Here is a 13,998-nt window from a genome sequence, read left to right as displayed (position 1 = left end):
AATCAAGGAGCTGCAAAGATCAAGAGACACGCTAGTCAAGCTACTAAAAGCCATTGATACACATTGAGGCAAACCTTTAAAACTACAGCGCACGATATTTATCTCTCAGTCTTTGTCTAACCCACTCAGCAACTGAGTTCACCGCGAATGTAAAGATAAACAGCAAGAGTGCAGCCAAGAACAGCAAGCGGAAATGAGAACCACCCACTTCTGATTCTGGCAGCTCAACAGCAATCGTTGCCGATAAAGTTCTCATCCCTTCCAAAACATTCCAGTCAAGAATTGGGGTGTTACCTGTCGCCATCAAGACGATCATGGTTTCACCAACTGCTCGCCCTAGCCCCATCATAACCGCAGAAAAGATACCTGGACTCGCCGTCAATAGCACCACATAAATAAGCGTCTGCCACGCCGTCGCACCCAACGCTAATGACCCATCAGACAAATGTTTAGGTACAGAGAAAATAGCATCTTCAGCAATAGTGAAAATCGTTGGGATGACCGCAAAGCCCATAGCAAAACCAACCACTAGCGCATTGCGTTGGTCAAAGTCGATACCATAGCTAGCCAAGAAGGTACGAATATCACCACCAAATAACAAGGCTTCAATGTTGTTTCCACCAGCAAACACCGCAACCACTGTAATCACCAATACCGGAATCAATATCAGAGCATGCCAACCGTTAGAGAAGCGACCCGTTACCCTCTTCGGTAAACAGAACCAAACAAGTCCAGTCAACAGTGTGCTCAGTGGTAATAGCATCATTAATGAGAAGACAGCCGTTAAATGTGTTTCAACGATTGGAGCAAACCAAAGCCCAGCCAAAAATCCGATGATCACGGTTGGAAGAGCTTCCATCAGCTCTATCGAAGGCTTCACCACTCTTCGCATGCGTGGAGACATAAAATAAGCGGTGTAAATAGCTCCGAGCACAGCAACCGGCACGGCAAACATCATCGCAAACAGAGCGGCTTTGATAGTACCGAATGTGATAGGTACTAAACTGAATTTCTCTTCAAAGTCATCATTCGCCGATGTTGATTGCCAAACGTATTGCGGCTCAGGGTAACTTTCATACCAGACCTTTTGCCAAAGCGAGGAGAATGAGATTTGTGGGTATTCATTGTCGACTTTAGCCACACTGATGATGCCATCAATCAACGTTGCCAGATGCAGTTCATTGGCAGACATAGCGGCTAGTTGTGGTGATTTATCAAATGCGCGTTCAAACAACGACAGCTTTTCACTGGTCGTATAGTGGCTTTGTAATGTGCCGTTCTTATAGAAGCTATAAAAACCCTTTCTATAAGTATCAGGAAGAATAAATTGCACTTGTTCAGCAAGTTGGAAGTCTCGAATATGGGTCAGGCTACGCTTTTCATCTTTGAGTACATCGAACCATTGAGAAACCTGTCCGTCCTCATGCGTAACCAACAACGAGTATGCGCCAGACAATAAATCGATGCTTTTCACGGAATGCTTCGCATCATTTAAGCTAAGATCAATCACTTCACGAACATCAAAACCGTTATCTGATAGTTTCAAAACAACCAAATCCGATTGTGCTCGTAGGTATAAGGTTTGCCCATCAGGTGTGACAAACAGTTGCTGCTGCAAGCCCAACTTATCCGATAGCCATTGGCTCTTCTGAAAAACATACTGACCAGTAAGGTCACTCTGATACCACTTAACCAAGACTCGTTGGTCACTTAACTGCGCGGCAACCGTAATCCCACGTCCATTCTTAGAGAACGCGAATTTGTCGATCGTCGCCCCATTTGAGGGTTCATCATTTAAAAATGGTTCTGGGAGATCGATTTGCTCAATTTTAGGATCGGCTTCACTGCCCTTTTGCAGCACAGGCGCACTATACTCAGGATAGAAAAAAGTAAGGTTGCTTGCACTATCGGCAAAGGCAAACCAGTTTTCAGATGGGGTATTTCGAGAAAAGGCGATGGGGTTGGCTACAACATCACGCTCAAAGTAAGAGTGTGTATTTTGAGACTCTAAATCCCAAAACTGTACCAAACCAGATTTTTCGATAGTAAATGCATGCTGACCGTATTCATCAACCGATAAGACGATAGGTTTTTCTACGGCAACGGTCTTTACAGCTTGGTCTGTCTCTAAACCAGTATCAGAAAATACCGGTAAAATGACCATCGCCAAGTAAACAAAGATCAATACTAGGGCAGCTAGAACACTGACCGCGCCACATGTCACCGAAAAACGGACGAGACGATCTTTCAACCATCTTTTTTTGTCGCGCTCTTTCAATGAAAATTGGGCTGATGCCATCTGTTTATCTACCTTTTTTTAGCTACTGACATAATATGTACGTTAGATGACAATTATATTACAAGTTACGTTAAACAACTGAAACTAATAACAAGTTTGTTAGCCATATTTCTTAAAGTAAGATCATAGATTTTGTGAATTTTGCCATTCTAATTTAAAGTAATCAGCTCTATAGCCAGTACTCAAGGATTCTCATCTCGATGAAAAAAGACTATGTCACAAAAGAACTTAGCTGGTTATCCTTCAACGAAAGAGTGCTCCAAGAAGCGGCAGATAAGTCAGTCCCCTTAATCGAAAGAGTTCGTTTTTTAGGTATTTACTCGAAAAACCTCGATGAGTTTTACAAAGTCCGATTTGCTGATGTGAAGCGAAAGATCTTACTTCAAGATCCGCAGCTAACCTCCAACTCGCCAAAAACCTTACTGACTCAAATGCAGAGTAAAGCGAGCAAGCTCGATGCTCAATTCCATGAACTGTATAACGACTTGCTATTGGAATTGGTACGCAATCGTATTTTTCTGGTCAACGAACAACAAATCAGCGAAGAACAAAGTGGCTGGATAAAAAAGTACTTTAAGAAAAAAGTGCTGCCACACTTAACTCCGATTCTCTTGAACGAAGATAGCCAGTTACTTAATATTCTCAAAGATGAACAAAGTTACTTAGCCATCGACATCGAGCGTGATGCATCATCTCAATATGTCTTACTCGAAATCCCATCAGAAGCACTCCCTCGATTTGTTAAGTTACCGGAAACTTCGGGTTCGCAGCGTACAACTTTGATCTTGTTAGATAATATAGTTCGATTTTGTTTGGATGACTTACTTAAAGGATTCTTTGAGTATGACTCATTGCGTTGTTTTGCGATAAAAATGACACGTGATGCCGATTATGATCTGCAAGAGGACAATGAAAATAACCTATTAGAATCGATGTCTTTAGGTTTAGAACAGCGCTTAACGGCACTGCCGATACGTCTGATCTATGAATCTGAAATGCCAACTGAAATTCTCAACTTCTTACAAGTCAGACTTAAACTGTCTGACTATGACAGTGTCATCGCAGGTGGTCGCTATCATAACTTCAAACATTTCTCTGAGTTCCCAAGCCTTAACCGACGTGATTTAGTTAATCGTCCTCTACCCGCGATTAAGTGCGCGCATTTCAGCCATTACCCAAACTATTTCGAAGCGCTCAAAGCTCGCGACATCTTACTGCATTATCCTTATCACACCTTTAGTCACATCACTGAACTGGTTAGGCAGGCTTCCTTTGACCCGAAGGTAACCTCCATCAAAATAAACGTTTACCGTGTTGCGGAAGGCTCAAAACTCCTCAGCTCGATCATCGATGCGGCGCACAATGGCAAAAAGGTCACTGTGGTTGTCGAGCTGCAAGCACGCTTTGATGAGCAAGCCAACATTCAATGGACCAAGAAACTTCAAGAAGCGGGTGTAAAAGTCATCCATGGCATCCCAAGTTTGAAGATCCATTCCAAGTTGCTGCTCATCAAACGAAAAGAAGGCAAGCATACCGAGCATTATGCCCATATTGGCACTGGCAACTTCCATGAAGTTACAGCGCGCGTGTATACCGATTTCTCTCTGCTCACTGCGAATGAAGATTTGACTCAAGAGGTGAGACAAGTCTTTAAGTATATTGAAAACCCTTATCAAAAGTCCCAGTTCAAGCAACTGATTGTGTCACCAAAGAATACTAGAAAACGTCTGTACCAATTGATAGATAATGAAATACAAAACGCGATAGAAGGTAAACCTGCAAGCATCACTCTAAAACTCAACAACTTGGTCGATCGAGAGATCATTGAAAAGCTCTATCAGGCTAGCCAAGCCAATGTAAAAGTGAGAATGGTCATTCGCGGCATGTGCTCTCTTGTCCCTGGCATACCCAACATCAGTGATCATATTGAGATAGTCAGTGTGGTCGATCGTTTCCTCGAACATCCGAGAGTGATGATATTTGGTAACGCTGGAAAGCCGAAGGTCTATATATCTTCCGCTGACTGGATGACACGAAATTTTGATCACCGCATCGAAGTTGCAGCTCCAATTTTAGATCCAAAGATCAAGCAAACCATTATCGATATCACCGAGTTTCATTTCGATGACAGCAACAAAGCTCGAGTGCTAGACCAAGCGATGAGCAACTCTTACACACAACCACCAGCAAACCTACTTGATTACCCGACGTCACAACTCTCCACTTACCACTATATTAAACGTATGGAGAAACTTGCTCGCAAGAAGTACAAACAAGAGAAGAAATCATGCCGCTAATTGATAACAAACATTCTCGATGTATTGCCGCTATCGACTTGGGTTCGAACAGCTTTCACATGGTGGTTGCCCGAGTATTCGATCAACACCTGCAATTAGTCAGCAGACACAAACAGAAAGTGAGATTAGGTGATGGATTGGATGAACGTAACGTCCTATCTGAAAGCGCTATCGAGCGAGGCCTAGAATGCCTCAAGGTGTTCGCAGAACGACTGGCGGATTTTGAGCTTGATGATGTCAGAGTTGTTGCGACTCATACCCTAAGAAAAGCCAAAAACGCTAAAGACTTCTTAGAGCAAGCCAAGCCACTGTTTCCTTTTCCAATAGAGATCATTTCCGGTCAAGAAGAAGCTCGAATAATCTATAACGGAGCAGAACACACTCAAACCGCTTCTGAATCTAAGTTGGTTATTGATATCGGTGGAGGGAGTACGGAACTCGTCGCCGGACAAGGCTTTACTCCTCTAATTATGCGCAGTTTACCGATGGGATGCGTCAACTTCACTCAACGTTTCTTTGCTGACGAAGGGCTAACTTCGCGACACTTCTCAGATGCTTATACCGCAGCTACTCGTCTATTGATGCCATTGATTGAAGAATACACAAAAGCCCCTTGGGAAATCGCTTTTGGCTCATCTGGTACCACGAAATCAATAAAAGAAGTACTCATTGGCTTAGGGTTCACCGATGGTCTCATTACGCCCCAACGCCTGTCCTATTTAAAGAATCACTTATGTGAGTTTTCATCATCCAACACCGTAAATCTTTCAGGCTTAAGTGATGAGAGAAAGCCTGTGTTTGCTGCAGGCGTCACCATTCTTTCAGCAGCAATGGATACGCTAGACATCAAGGAGTTACATTTTTCTGATGGTGCCCTGAGAGAAGGCGTTCTTTATGACATGGAGGATAGGTTTAAAGATATTGATATTCGAACAAGAACTGCCGAAACGCTCGTCTCTCGATACCATGTAGACGTAACTCATGGCGAGAAAGTGAAAGTGCTCGCTCTTTCATTGCTGAAACAAGTACAGCCTCAAGTGACAACTGCGGTCACTAATGAGCTGTATGATCTGCTTGGTTGGGCTGCAGTACTTCATGAGGTAGGACAAAGCATTGCATTCCAAGGCTATCACCGCCATTCGGCTTATCTGCTTAAGCATACGACAATGCCAGGCTTTAATACTGAGCAACAACGCCTTATATCAGCATTGGTTCGCTATCAAAGAAAAGCGCTCAAACTACAAGATTTGCCGGAACTTTCTCTGTTTACTCAGCAACAAGTCACCCTGCTGATTCGTATATTGAGACTCGCTATCTTACTCAACCGTCAGCGAAATCAAGCACTGGCCCCAGACGTGACTCTAACGATTGAACAACAGGATAACTGGGAATTGAAAGGAACTAACAGCGATTGGTTGGCCCAAAACCAACTGCTTGATTATGAGCTCAGAGAAGAGCAACAACGTTGGCAAAATGCAGGATGGTCGTTAAAGCTAAAATAACGAACAGTCAAAATTAAAACAGCCTGCGACGCGCAAGCTGTTCATACGTTTCTTATCTAAGTTTATCGCAGCCTGAATTAGAGCCCGACTTTTGCCAACTCTTGCTCTGCGAACTCAGACGGTATTGCTAAATAGCCATCTTTCTCTACAAGTTCTTGTCCCTGCTTTGAGAATACAAAAGTAAGGAACTCTCTCTCAACCGGAGAAAGTGGTTTATCCGGATGCTTATTCACATACACATAGAGAAAACGAGATAGAGGGTAATCACCACTCAAGATATTCTCACGCGTAGGCTCAACATAATTAGAGCCGTGCTCTGCAATAGGAATCAGCTTAACACCTGCTACACGGTAGCCAATGCCCGAGTAGCCAATCCCACTGATGGATGAAGCGACCGACTGAACGACTGAAGCCGAACCAGGTTGCTCATTCACACGATTTTTAAAGTCACCGCCGCACAGTGCATTCTGTTTGAAGTATCCATAAGTCCCCGATACAGAATTGCGACCGAACAATTGGAATCGATGTTTCGCCCATGGCTGATCGATTCCGAGATCTTGCCAGTTATTGAGGGGCCTTGTTGCTCCGCAGCGTAATGTCTCAGAAAAAATGCCATCAATCTGACGAAAGTTAAGCCCCTCAATAGGGTTATCACGATGCACAAAAAGCCCAATCGCATCGATAGCAACTCGCAGTGCTGTTGGCTTATATCCATGCTCCCTTTCAAATGCTTCAATTTCTCGCAGGCGCATCGGACGACTCATTGGCCCTAGATGTGCAGTCCCTTCGGTTAAGGCTGGAGGAGCAGTAGAAGAACCCGATGCTTGGACTTGAGCGTTAACATTTGGGTAGTAGGACTTGAACTCTTCCACCCATAACGTCGTCATACCCGCTAAGGTATCCGAACCGACCGATAATAAGCTCCCAGAAATTCCCGGAACCTTAGAATAATCAGGAAGAGAATCGACACCCTGTTCGGCATGCACAGGGTTAACTAAAGCAAACGCTAATAATGAGCTGACTGGAAAATGCATCCTGCGTATCGAACAACTCATGATACGGTCAGTCGATTTGGTAAAGTAAAATGGAAACGACTGCCGACGCCCACTTCACTTTGAATTTCGAGATGTGAATCGTGGTGGCTAAGCGCATGCTTTACAATCGCTAATCCAAGACCACTACCACCGGTATCACGAGAGCGGGCTTTATCTACACGATAGAAGCGCTCTGTGAGTCGATGTAAGTGTTGAGGCTCAATACCATCACCAGTATCTGACACATCTAAGCACGCGCCTTGACTGGTTTGATACCAACGCACTTTGACCGTTGCACCTGCGGGTGTGTATTTAACCGCGTTATAAACCAAATTCGATATCGCACTTCTCAATTGGTCTTCATCGGCAAGAACTCGTAGGCTCTTATCGATATCAAACTCAAGCTTATGTTCGCGCTCACCGCTAAGGCTCGCCGCTTCTTTCTCAAGAACCTCAAGCATCGCCGGAACGTTGACCACTTCATCCAACTCATGCATTGGCGCCGCTTCAATTTTCGAAAGCGTGAGTAGTTGATTAACCAAACTGTTCATTCGATTGAGCTGCTCAGTCATTACGCCATGCGCCTTGGTCCACATTGGGCCAACGATCATGTCTGGATCTTCGGTCATTTCAAGGTAACCTTGAAGGACGGTCATCGGCGTACGCAATTCATGAGAAACGTTAGCGAAGAAGTTACGGCGCATGCCTTCTAACTGCTTAAGCTGGGTCACATCACGTACCACCATCAGGTGTTCACCCTCGGTATACGGCACAATACGCAGCTCGAGCATACGCTCCACATTCAATGGAGAAGGCATCTCTAATGGCTCAGAGAAATCTCGCTTATTAAGGTACTTAATAAAATCTGGAGTACGAATCAAATTCGAGATCGGTTGACCTGAATCATCTGGCCAACGAAAGCCCAGCAAATACTGAGCTAGCTTGTTACACCAAACGATATTGCCTTCACCGCGAAATACCACAACGGCATCGGGAAGCGATTCTGCACCGTTACGGAAACGGCGGATAAGGTTAGTCAGCTCTTTACGTTTGCGACGCTGTCTCTGCTGCATACGATAAATACCGTTAAACAGAGATTCCCAGTTCCCAGAGCCTGAAGGTGGAGTTAGACGCTTCTCATCCCACAGCCATGCGGACAAACGCATTTGGTTGTGTAGATGCCAGCCGAGCTGCAATACCGTAGCAGCCAGCAGCAACCAAGGTAGGTAACCGAATATCCATCCGACTAAAACCCATGGTGCGTAAAAAAAAGCCAGCTCCCAAGCCAGCTTTTTCCAGGTTAACTTTTCAACCATTCAGGACTCCGTAAACTGGGCAGCGAAGCCACATTAAGCCTTTGTAGAAAAACGGTAGCCAGCGCCACGAACCGTTTGGATTAGCTTATCGTGACCTGCAGACTCAAGCGCTTTACGCAGGCGTCGAATATGTACATCAACCGTTCGGTCTTCAACGTAAACATTGGTACCCCAAACGTTGTTAAGCAGCTGCTCTCGGCTGTACACACGCTCTTGGTGAGTCATAAAGAAATGCAGCATTTTGAATTCTGTTGGTCCCATATCAACTGGACCTTCGCTTGCGGTAACACGATGAGATACTGGGTCTAGCTTAAGACCTTGTACATCAATCACATCTTCTAGTGCAGTAGGCGTTACACGGCGGATAACCGCTTTCAGGCGAGCAACGAGCTCTTTGGGTGAAAATGGCTTGGTGATGTAATCATCAGCACCCACTTCTAAACCACGCACCTTATCTTCTTCTTCGCCACGAGCCGTTAGCATCACCACTGGGATGTTGCGAGTTAACTCTTCACGCTTCATGTGCTTGATAAAGTTTATCCCGCTACCACCAGGTAGCATCCAATCTAGTAATACTAGATCTGGGAAAGGTTCACATAGCTTGTTTACCGCTGTATCGTAATCTTCAGCCTCTACTGCTTGGTAGCCTTTTTGTTCAAGTACGAAGCACAGCATCTCACGAATAGGTGCTTCATCTTCAACGACCAGAATCCTTCTCGACATAATTGAATAGCCTTTGTATTTAATCAACGCATTGCATTATCTGAGTTAATTATGACACTTTTGTGACCTTTGAAAACAAATTTTCATATAACTGTCTCAAACATTTCACTTTATAACTTTTGATACAGAGCTAGGGACAAATCGAATTAGATCTCATATCATGAAGCACTTCTAAAAAGGTATGAGAAAAATTTATGTGGTTTAAAAATTGCCTAGTCTATCGCTTCAACCGTGATATTGATTTCAACGCAGATCAGCTAGAGAAACAACTTGAAGAATTCCGCTTTACTCCTTGTGGTAGCCAAGACAAACAGAAGTTTGGTTGGGTACACGCAATGGGTAGACATGGCGATATGATGACGCACGTATCAGAAAACCGCATTCTTATCTGTGCAAAGAAAGAAGAGAAAATACTACCCGCTTCTGTGATCAAAGAATCATTGAACGCAAAAGTAGAAACGCTTGAGGCAGAGTCTGGTACCCCTCTGAAAAAGAAAGAGAAAGACAGCCTAAAAGAAGACATCATCATTGATCTACTTCCTCGAGCATTCAGCCGCAGCAACTTCACTTACGCGCTGATCATGCCAAAAGAAGGTTTCATTGTGGTTGATGCGAGCAGCTACAAAAAAGCAGAAGATGTATTAGCATTGCTACGTAAGACAATGGGTAGCCTGCCAGTAGTGCCAGCTATCCCAGAGCAAGCGATCGAAACGACTCTTACAGAATGGGTGAAATCAGGTGATACGCCACAAGGCATCACTATGCTTGATGAAGCAGAACTAAAATCTATTCAAGAAGACGGCGGTATTGTTCGAGTTAAGAAACAAGAACTAGAAGCTGATGAGATTAAAAACCACATCGAAGCCAATAAGATGGTGACGAAACTTCTTATCAACTGGCAAGACCGTATTGAATTCATTCTTGCAGAAGATGGCAGCATCAAACGCCTAAAATTCAGTGATGAGCTCAAAGACGAAAACGACGATATTCCTCGTGAAGATCAAGCTGCGCGTTTTGATGCGGACTTCTCTCTACTTTGTGGTGAGTTCAGTGTTTTCCTTCCAAACCTATTTGAATCATTAGGCGGGTTAACTCAACCTAACGCTTAATCAGTCAAACTATAGGCTCAGGTGCTAACGGTATCTGAGCTTATTTCTCACTAAGTTCTCACTTATATCTGCCTCTAGGCCCTCTTGTTAATGTCATTGCTATCTTTAGGGCTATCAACCAAACTCATTTTAGCGTAAAATTTGCGCCCCTTTGATATCACTTGGTGATATCAACCTGACTTGAGATCAGATTAGAGAACGAAGCAATGACTACACAAAAACCATTTGTACCTGAACTATTATCACCGGCAGGAAGCCTCAAAAACATGCGTTACGCATTCGCCTACGGCGCAGATGCAGTATACGCAGGCCAGCCACGTTACAGCCTTCGTGTTCGTAACAACGAGTTCAATCACGAAAACCTACAAATCGGTATCGATGAAGCTCATGCTCAAGGCAAAAAGTTATATGTTGTATGTAACATTCAGCCGCACAACTCTAAATTAAAAACATTCATTCGCGACCTCAAACCAGTTGTAGACATGGGCCCTGACGCGCTTATCATGTCAGATCCTGGTCTTATCATGATGGTTCGTGAAGCATTCCCTGAAATGCCAATCCATCTTTCTGTTCAAGCAAACGCAGTAAACTGGGCGACCGTTAAGTTCTGGTCAACTCAAGGCGTTGAGCGTGTGATCTTATCTCGTGAGCTATCGCTTGAAGAGATCGAAGAGATTCGCGAACACTGCCCAGAAACAGAGCTAGAGATCTTTGTTCACGGAGCTCTTTGCATGGCTTACTCAGGCCGTTGTCTGCTTTCTGGTTACATGAACAAGCGCGATCCAAACCAAGGTACTTGCACCAACGCTTGCCGCTGGGAATACAAAACAGAAGCAGCGAAAGAAGACGAAAACGGTCAGATCGTTGAAGCAAACCCTACTGGTGTTGCTATTCAAGAAGTAGAAACGCAAGACATTGAAGTTCAAGATGAGCGTCCAGACAACACACTAGGCCTTGGTAAACCAACAGACGAAGTGGTTCTGCTTTCTGAATCACACAAGCCAGAAGAGAAAATGGCAGCGTTTGAAGATGAGCATGGTACTTACATCATGAACTCAAAAGACCTTCGTGCAATCCAACACGTTGAGCGCCTAACGAAGATGGGTGTTCACTCTCTGAAGATTGAAGGTCGTACTAAGTCTTTCTACTACTGTGCACGTACTGCTCAGGTTTACCGTAAAGCTATTGACGATGCAGTGGCAGGCAAACCATTCGATGAAAGCCTAATGGGTACACTAGAGAGCCTAGCTCACCGTGGTTACACTGAAGGCTTCTTACGTCGCCATACACACGATACATACCAAAACTACGAGTACGGTTACTCTATCTCTGACACTCAACAGTTTGTCGGTGAGTTCACAGGTAAGCGCCGTGGTGACCTAGCGGAAGTAGAAGTGAAGAACAAGTTCCTAGTAGGCGACAGCTTAGAAATGATGACACCGAAAGGTAACGTTGTTTTCAAACTAGAAGTTATGGAAAACCGCAAATCTGAAGCGGTCGACGATGCGAAAGGTAACGGTCACTTTGTATTTATTCCTGTACCAGCAGATCTAGATCTAGAGTACGGCTTGCTGATGCGTAACTTGAGCGAAGGCCAAGATACACGTAACGCATCAGGCAAATAATTTTTACTTAAGCGACTTACTTGAGAAGAAAATAATGGCTCTGTTAATTACTGACAAGTGCATAAACTGCGATATGTGTGATCCTGAATGCCCAAATGGTGCAATCACTATGGGCGACAGCATCTTCGAGATCGATCCTGATTTATGTACAGAGTGTAAAGGTCACTATGAAAAGCCAACATGCCAGTCAGTGTGTCCGATTACAAAATGCATCATCACTGACCCAAACCATATTGAAACTGATGACGAGCTACTTGAGAAGTTTGTTATCATTCAAGGCTTGACCTAAAAGAAGAAAGGTTCAACTTAACCATAAGTTGAACCTTTTTTTTCATCCTGATTTTCCGATTGGATAAATATTGCAGAAGAGCTCTTTTTCAAATTGATATTCGAGTCGTTCTCGCCAGTTTATTGATTGAGCTATAGGAACAAGATAAAAGTTTTCCCTGCTGGTATCGGTCACAAATGCCATTCCATACTGCATCAATTCATAGTGAACATCATTTACGAAACTAGGGTCTAAACGTTGTCTGCCTGTTAGCTGATTGATGTCATCTCTTGAAATTGAAATACCCGAGCTTTCAGCGTTGAACCTATGTCTTAACCATTCTGAAAATTCCTTCGCACAAATCATAGTCATAGTCTTATCCTTGAATTATCTATCGACGGGTATCAGACTCTGATTTCGCATACTGCATATAAGCCGCATCTTTCACCCCAAAACACTCAATCCCTGACCAAACCTTGTCAAATTCGCCATCGCCCTTGCTGATACCGTTATTGCTTTTATTAATATCAAACGATGTTCTTAATCTCGTGTTTATAAACTCTAGACAAAAGTGTGATATTTCTCCAGTTTTAGAGTCGAAAAAACCAGTGGCAGTACCACTGTAAAAAGCCTCGATAAACAGGATTACTTCTTAGATATCAAGGCCAAACATTGACTTGGCATCACTTTAACTTTTTTCTTTTTCTTAGTTTTCGCTACTTTTTTAGGAGGTGGAACTGGAACAGTCTGTGGAGCCCAACTTGCAAGTTCATATCCGCAACCATCACCTTTAGGAGGGCTCGCTTGAGCTATGCAGTTTGAACTGCCTTCAGGACACTTTAAACGAACGTGGAAGTGGGAGTGGTGTCCCCACCAAGGTCTTATTTTGCCTAACCAAGCTCTATCATTAGCGTCAGAGTTTTCTTGTTCACAAAGGGTTTGCTTGATCACTGGATGAACAAAAATACGCACCACTTTTTCATCTTTCGCCGCATAACGAATAACTTGAAAATGATCATCGGTCCAATTCGATTCACGCAATTTGTAGTTGGTAAGATCCACAACGCTCACAGGTTTAGGCACAGCTAATTCGTTCTCTGACAACCTCTTACTGGTTAACCTTAGCCATATATCAATATCTAACCCTGTTTGATGACTTGAATGACCTGAAGAAAAGCGCCCTCCTCTGGGAAGAGAAATATCACCGATCAATAAATTAGTATTGAGCTTCTCGCTGGTCGTGACTCCTAACCTCTCAATAAACTTTATAGCTTCTGTATGGCCATAGTAGCGCTCTCTTTGAGGGCGAATGATCTGATACCCCAAACCATTAATAGGCAAAGCCTGCGCGCCGTCTAGACAGCCATTGGCATAGCTTCCAATTGATGAGGGTGAATTTTTAGTAGGGTGACTCTCTTTTTCCCACGAAGTTGCTGATAGAGAAAATGAACAAAAGAATACAACCAGTGCAAAAAAGAACCTCATAATAATCCCAAATTACTGACGCTTACTCATTATATTAGTCGCCATTTAGGATTAGGTGCATATCGTACTTAAGTTTTTGGTGATAGCTAGTGAATTATACCAATTAAAGTAAAAATGTGATCTAATTAAGATTGATGAATTATTGTGAAATTTAGCCATGGATAGCCTTAATAACACTGACTTCAAAAAGCTTGCGAGCCAGCAAAAAACCATTCAGATGAAGATGCGTTTACTTGCGCTCGCACACTTTAAAGACGGCCTCTCTCGTACACAAATTGCAAAATCTCTCAAAGTCAGTCGAACCAGTGTCAATAAATGGGTTCGGATTTTTTTTGAAGAA

Annotated in this window: 12 protein-coding genes; 6 read left to right on the top strand and 6 right to left on the bottom strand. The window is 43.6% G+C overall.

The window, feature by feature from the left end; genetic code table 11:
* Positions 1 to 82 precede the first annotated feature (82 nt).
* Positions 83 to 2,299: an ABC transporter permease subunit gene (locus tag AB6F11_RS19155; RefSeq protein WP_102394401.1), complete on the bottom strand. Its 2,217-nt coding sequence runs from the start codon at positions 2,297 to 2,299 to the stop codon at positions 83 to 85.
* Between the two features lie 200 nt (positions 2,300 to 2,499).
* On the opposite strand from AB6F11_RS19155, the gene ppk1 reads away from it, so the two are divergent.
* Complete coding sequence (ppk1, locus tag AB6F11_RS19150) at positions 2,500 to 4,596, top strand: polyphosphate kinase 1 (protein WP_102394400.1); 2,097 nt, start codon at positions 2,500 to 2,502, stop codon at positions 4,594 to 4,596.
* Positions 4,587 to 6,098, top strand: coding sequence for an exopolyphosphatase (gene ppx, locus AB6F11_RS19145; protein ID WP_017068609.1), 1,512 nt, complete (start codon positions 4,587 to 4,589; stop codon positions 6,096 to 6,098). Before ppk1 ends, ppx begins: the two co-directional genes overlap by 10 nt.
* 77 nt (positions 6,099 to 6,175) lie before the next feature.
* Here the strand turns inward: ppx and AB6F11_RS19140 are convergent, their stop codons facing one another.
* From AB6F11_RS19140 to phoB, 3 genes are read right to left on the bottom strand one after another with little or no spacing between them, the layout of a single operon-like run.
* Entirely contained in the window at positions 6,176 to 7,153 is a 978-nt protein-coding gene (locus AB6F11_RS19140) for a PstS family phosphate ABC transporter substrate-binding protein (RefSeq protein WP_102320722.1), read from the bottom strand.
* Entirely contained in the window at positions 7,150 to 8,448 is a 1,299-nt protein-coding gene (gene phoR, locus AB6F11_RS19135; RefSeq protein WP_102394399.1) for a phosphate regulon sensor histidine kinase PhoR, read from the bottom strand. Before phoR ends, AB6F11_RS19140 begins: the two co-directional genes overlap by 4 nt.
* A gap of 33 nt (positions 8,449 to 8,481) precedes the next feature.
* Positions 8,482 to 9,171 carry a phosphate regulon transcriptional regulator PhoB gene (gene phoB / locus AB6F11_RS19130; RefSeq protein WP_004735064.1) on the bottom strand — a complete coding sequence of 230 codons (690 nt, stop codon included), beginning with the start codon at positions 9,169 to 9,171 and terminating at the stop codon, positions 8,482 to 8,484.
* A gap of 194 nt (positions 9,172 to 9,365) precedes the next feature.
* On the opposite strand from phoB, the gene rdgC reads away from it, so the two are divergent.
* From rdgC to AB6F11_RS19115, 3 genes are all read left to right on the top strand, one after another.
* Positions 9,366 to 10,280, top strand: a complete 915-nt coding sequence (gene rdgC, locus AB6F11_RS19125) for a recombination-associated protein RdgC (RefSeq protein WP_102394398.1) — start codon at positions 9,366 to 9,368, stop codon at positions 10,278 to 10,280.
* A 206-nt stretch (positions 10,281 to 10,486) separates the two neighbouring features.
* Complete coding sequence (gene yegQ, locus AB6F11_RS19120; RefSeq protein ID WP_017062848.1) at positions 10,487 to 11,905, top strand: tRNA 5-hydroxyuridine modification protein YegQ; 1,419 nt, start codon at positions 10,487 to 10,489, stop codon at positions 11,903 to 11,905.
* Between the two features lie 34 nt (positions 11,906 to 11,939).
* Positions 11,940 to 12,194, top strand: coding sequence for a YfhL family 4Fe-4S dicluster ferredoxin (locus AB6F11_RS19115; protein ID WP_004735061.1), 255 nt, complete (start codon positions 11,940 to 11,942; stop codon positions 12,192 to 12,194).
* A 42-nt stretch (positions 12,195 to 12,236) separates the two neighbouring features.
* Here AB6F11_RS19115 and AB6F11_RS19110 read toward each other — a convergent pair whose 3' ends face one another.
* Complete coding sequence (locus tag AB6F11_RS19110; RefSeq protein WP_017062536.1) at positions 12,237 to 12,545, bottom strand: hypothetical protein; 309 nt, start codon at positions 12,543 to 12,545, stop codon at positions 12,237 to 12,239.
* A 273-nt stretch (positions 12,546 to 12,818) separates the two neighbouring features.
* Positions 12,819 to 13,658 (bottom strand): penicillin-insensitive murein endopeptidase, encoded by an 840-nt coding sequence (mepA, locus tag AB6F11_RS19105; RefSeq protein WP_102394397.1) that lies wholly within the window; start codon positions 13,656 to 13,658, stop codon positions 12,819 to 12,821.
* 157 nt (positions 13,659 to 13,815) lie between these two features.
* Here mepA and AB6F11_RS19100 point away from each other — a divergent pair.
* Positions 13,816 to 13,998 (top strand): helix-turn-helix domain-containing protein (locus AB6F11_RS19100; protein ID WP_372163523.1); only part of this gene is annotated, 183 nt, incomplete at its 3' end.

The sequence above is a fragment of the Vibrio sp. 10N.247.311.14 genome, from assembly GCF_041467715.1.
GTDB lineage: Bacteria > Pseudomonadota > Gammaproteobacteria > Enterobacterales > Vibrionaceae > Vibrio > Vibrio crassostreae_C.
Note: the sequence above shows the minus strand (reverse complement) of the source record. Positions and strands in the feature narration are given on the sequence as shown.

What these genes read in the sequence shown, in the direction of transcription:
- AB6F11_RS19155 (WP_102394401.1), bottom strand. Translation starts at nt 2,299, where the DNA reads ATGGCATCAGCCCAATTTTCATTGAAAGAGCGCGACAAAAAAAGATGG.
- ppk1 (WP_102394400.1), top strand. Translation starts at nt 2,500, where the DNA reads ATGAAAAAAGACTATGTCACAAAAGAACTTAGCTGGTTATCCTTCAAC.
- ppx (WP_017068609.1), top strand. Translation starts at nt 4,587, where the DNA reads ATGCCGCTAATTGATAACAAACATTCTCGATGTATTGCCGCTATCGAC.
- AB6F11_RS19140 (WP_102320722.1), bottom strand. Translation starts at nt 7,153, where the DNA reads ATGAGTTGTTCGATACGCAGGATGCATTTTCCAGTCAGCTCATTATTA.
- phoR (WP_102394399.1), bottom strand. Translation starts at nt 8,448, where the DNA reads ATGGTTGAAAAGTTAACCTGGAAAAAGCTGGCTTGGGAGCTGGCTTTT.
- phoB (WP_004735064.1), bottom strand. Translation starts at nt 9,171, where the DNA reads ATGTCGAGAAGGATTCTGGTCGTTGAAGATGAAGCACCTATTCGTGAG.
- rdgC (WP_102394398.1), top strand. Translation starts at nt 9,366, where the DNA reads ATGTGGTTTAAAAATTGCCTAGTCTATCGCTTCAACCGTGATATTGAT.
- yegQ (WP_017062848.1), top strand. Translation starts at nt 10,487, where the DNA reads ATGACTACACAAAAACCATTTGTACCTGAACTATTATCACCGGCAGGA.
- AB6F11_RS19115 (WP_004735061.1), top strand. Translation starts at nt 11,940, where the DNA reads ATGGCTCTGTTAATTACTGACAAGTGCATAAACTGCGATATGTGTGAT.
- AB6F11_RS19110 (WP_017062536.1), bottom strand. Translation starts at nt 12,545, where the DNA reads ATGACTATGATTTGTGCGAAGGAATTTTCAGAATGGTTAAGACATAGG.
- mepA (WP_102394397.1), bottom strand. Translation starts at nt 13,658, where the DNA reads ATGAGGTTCTTTTTTGCACTGGTTGTATTCTTTTGTTCATTTTCTCTA.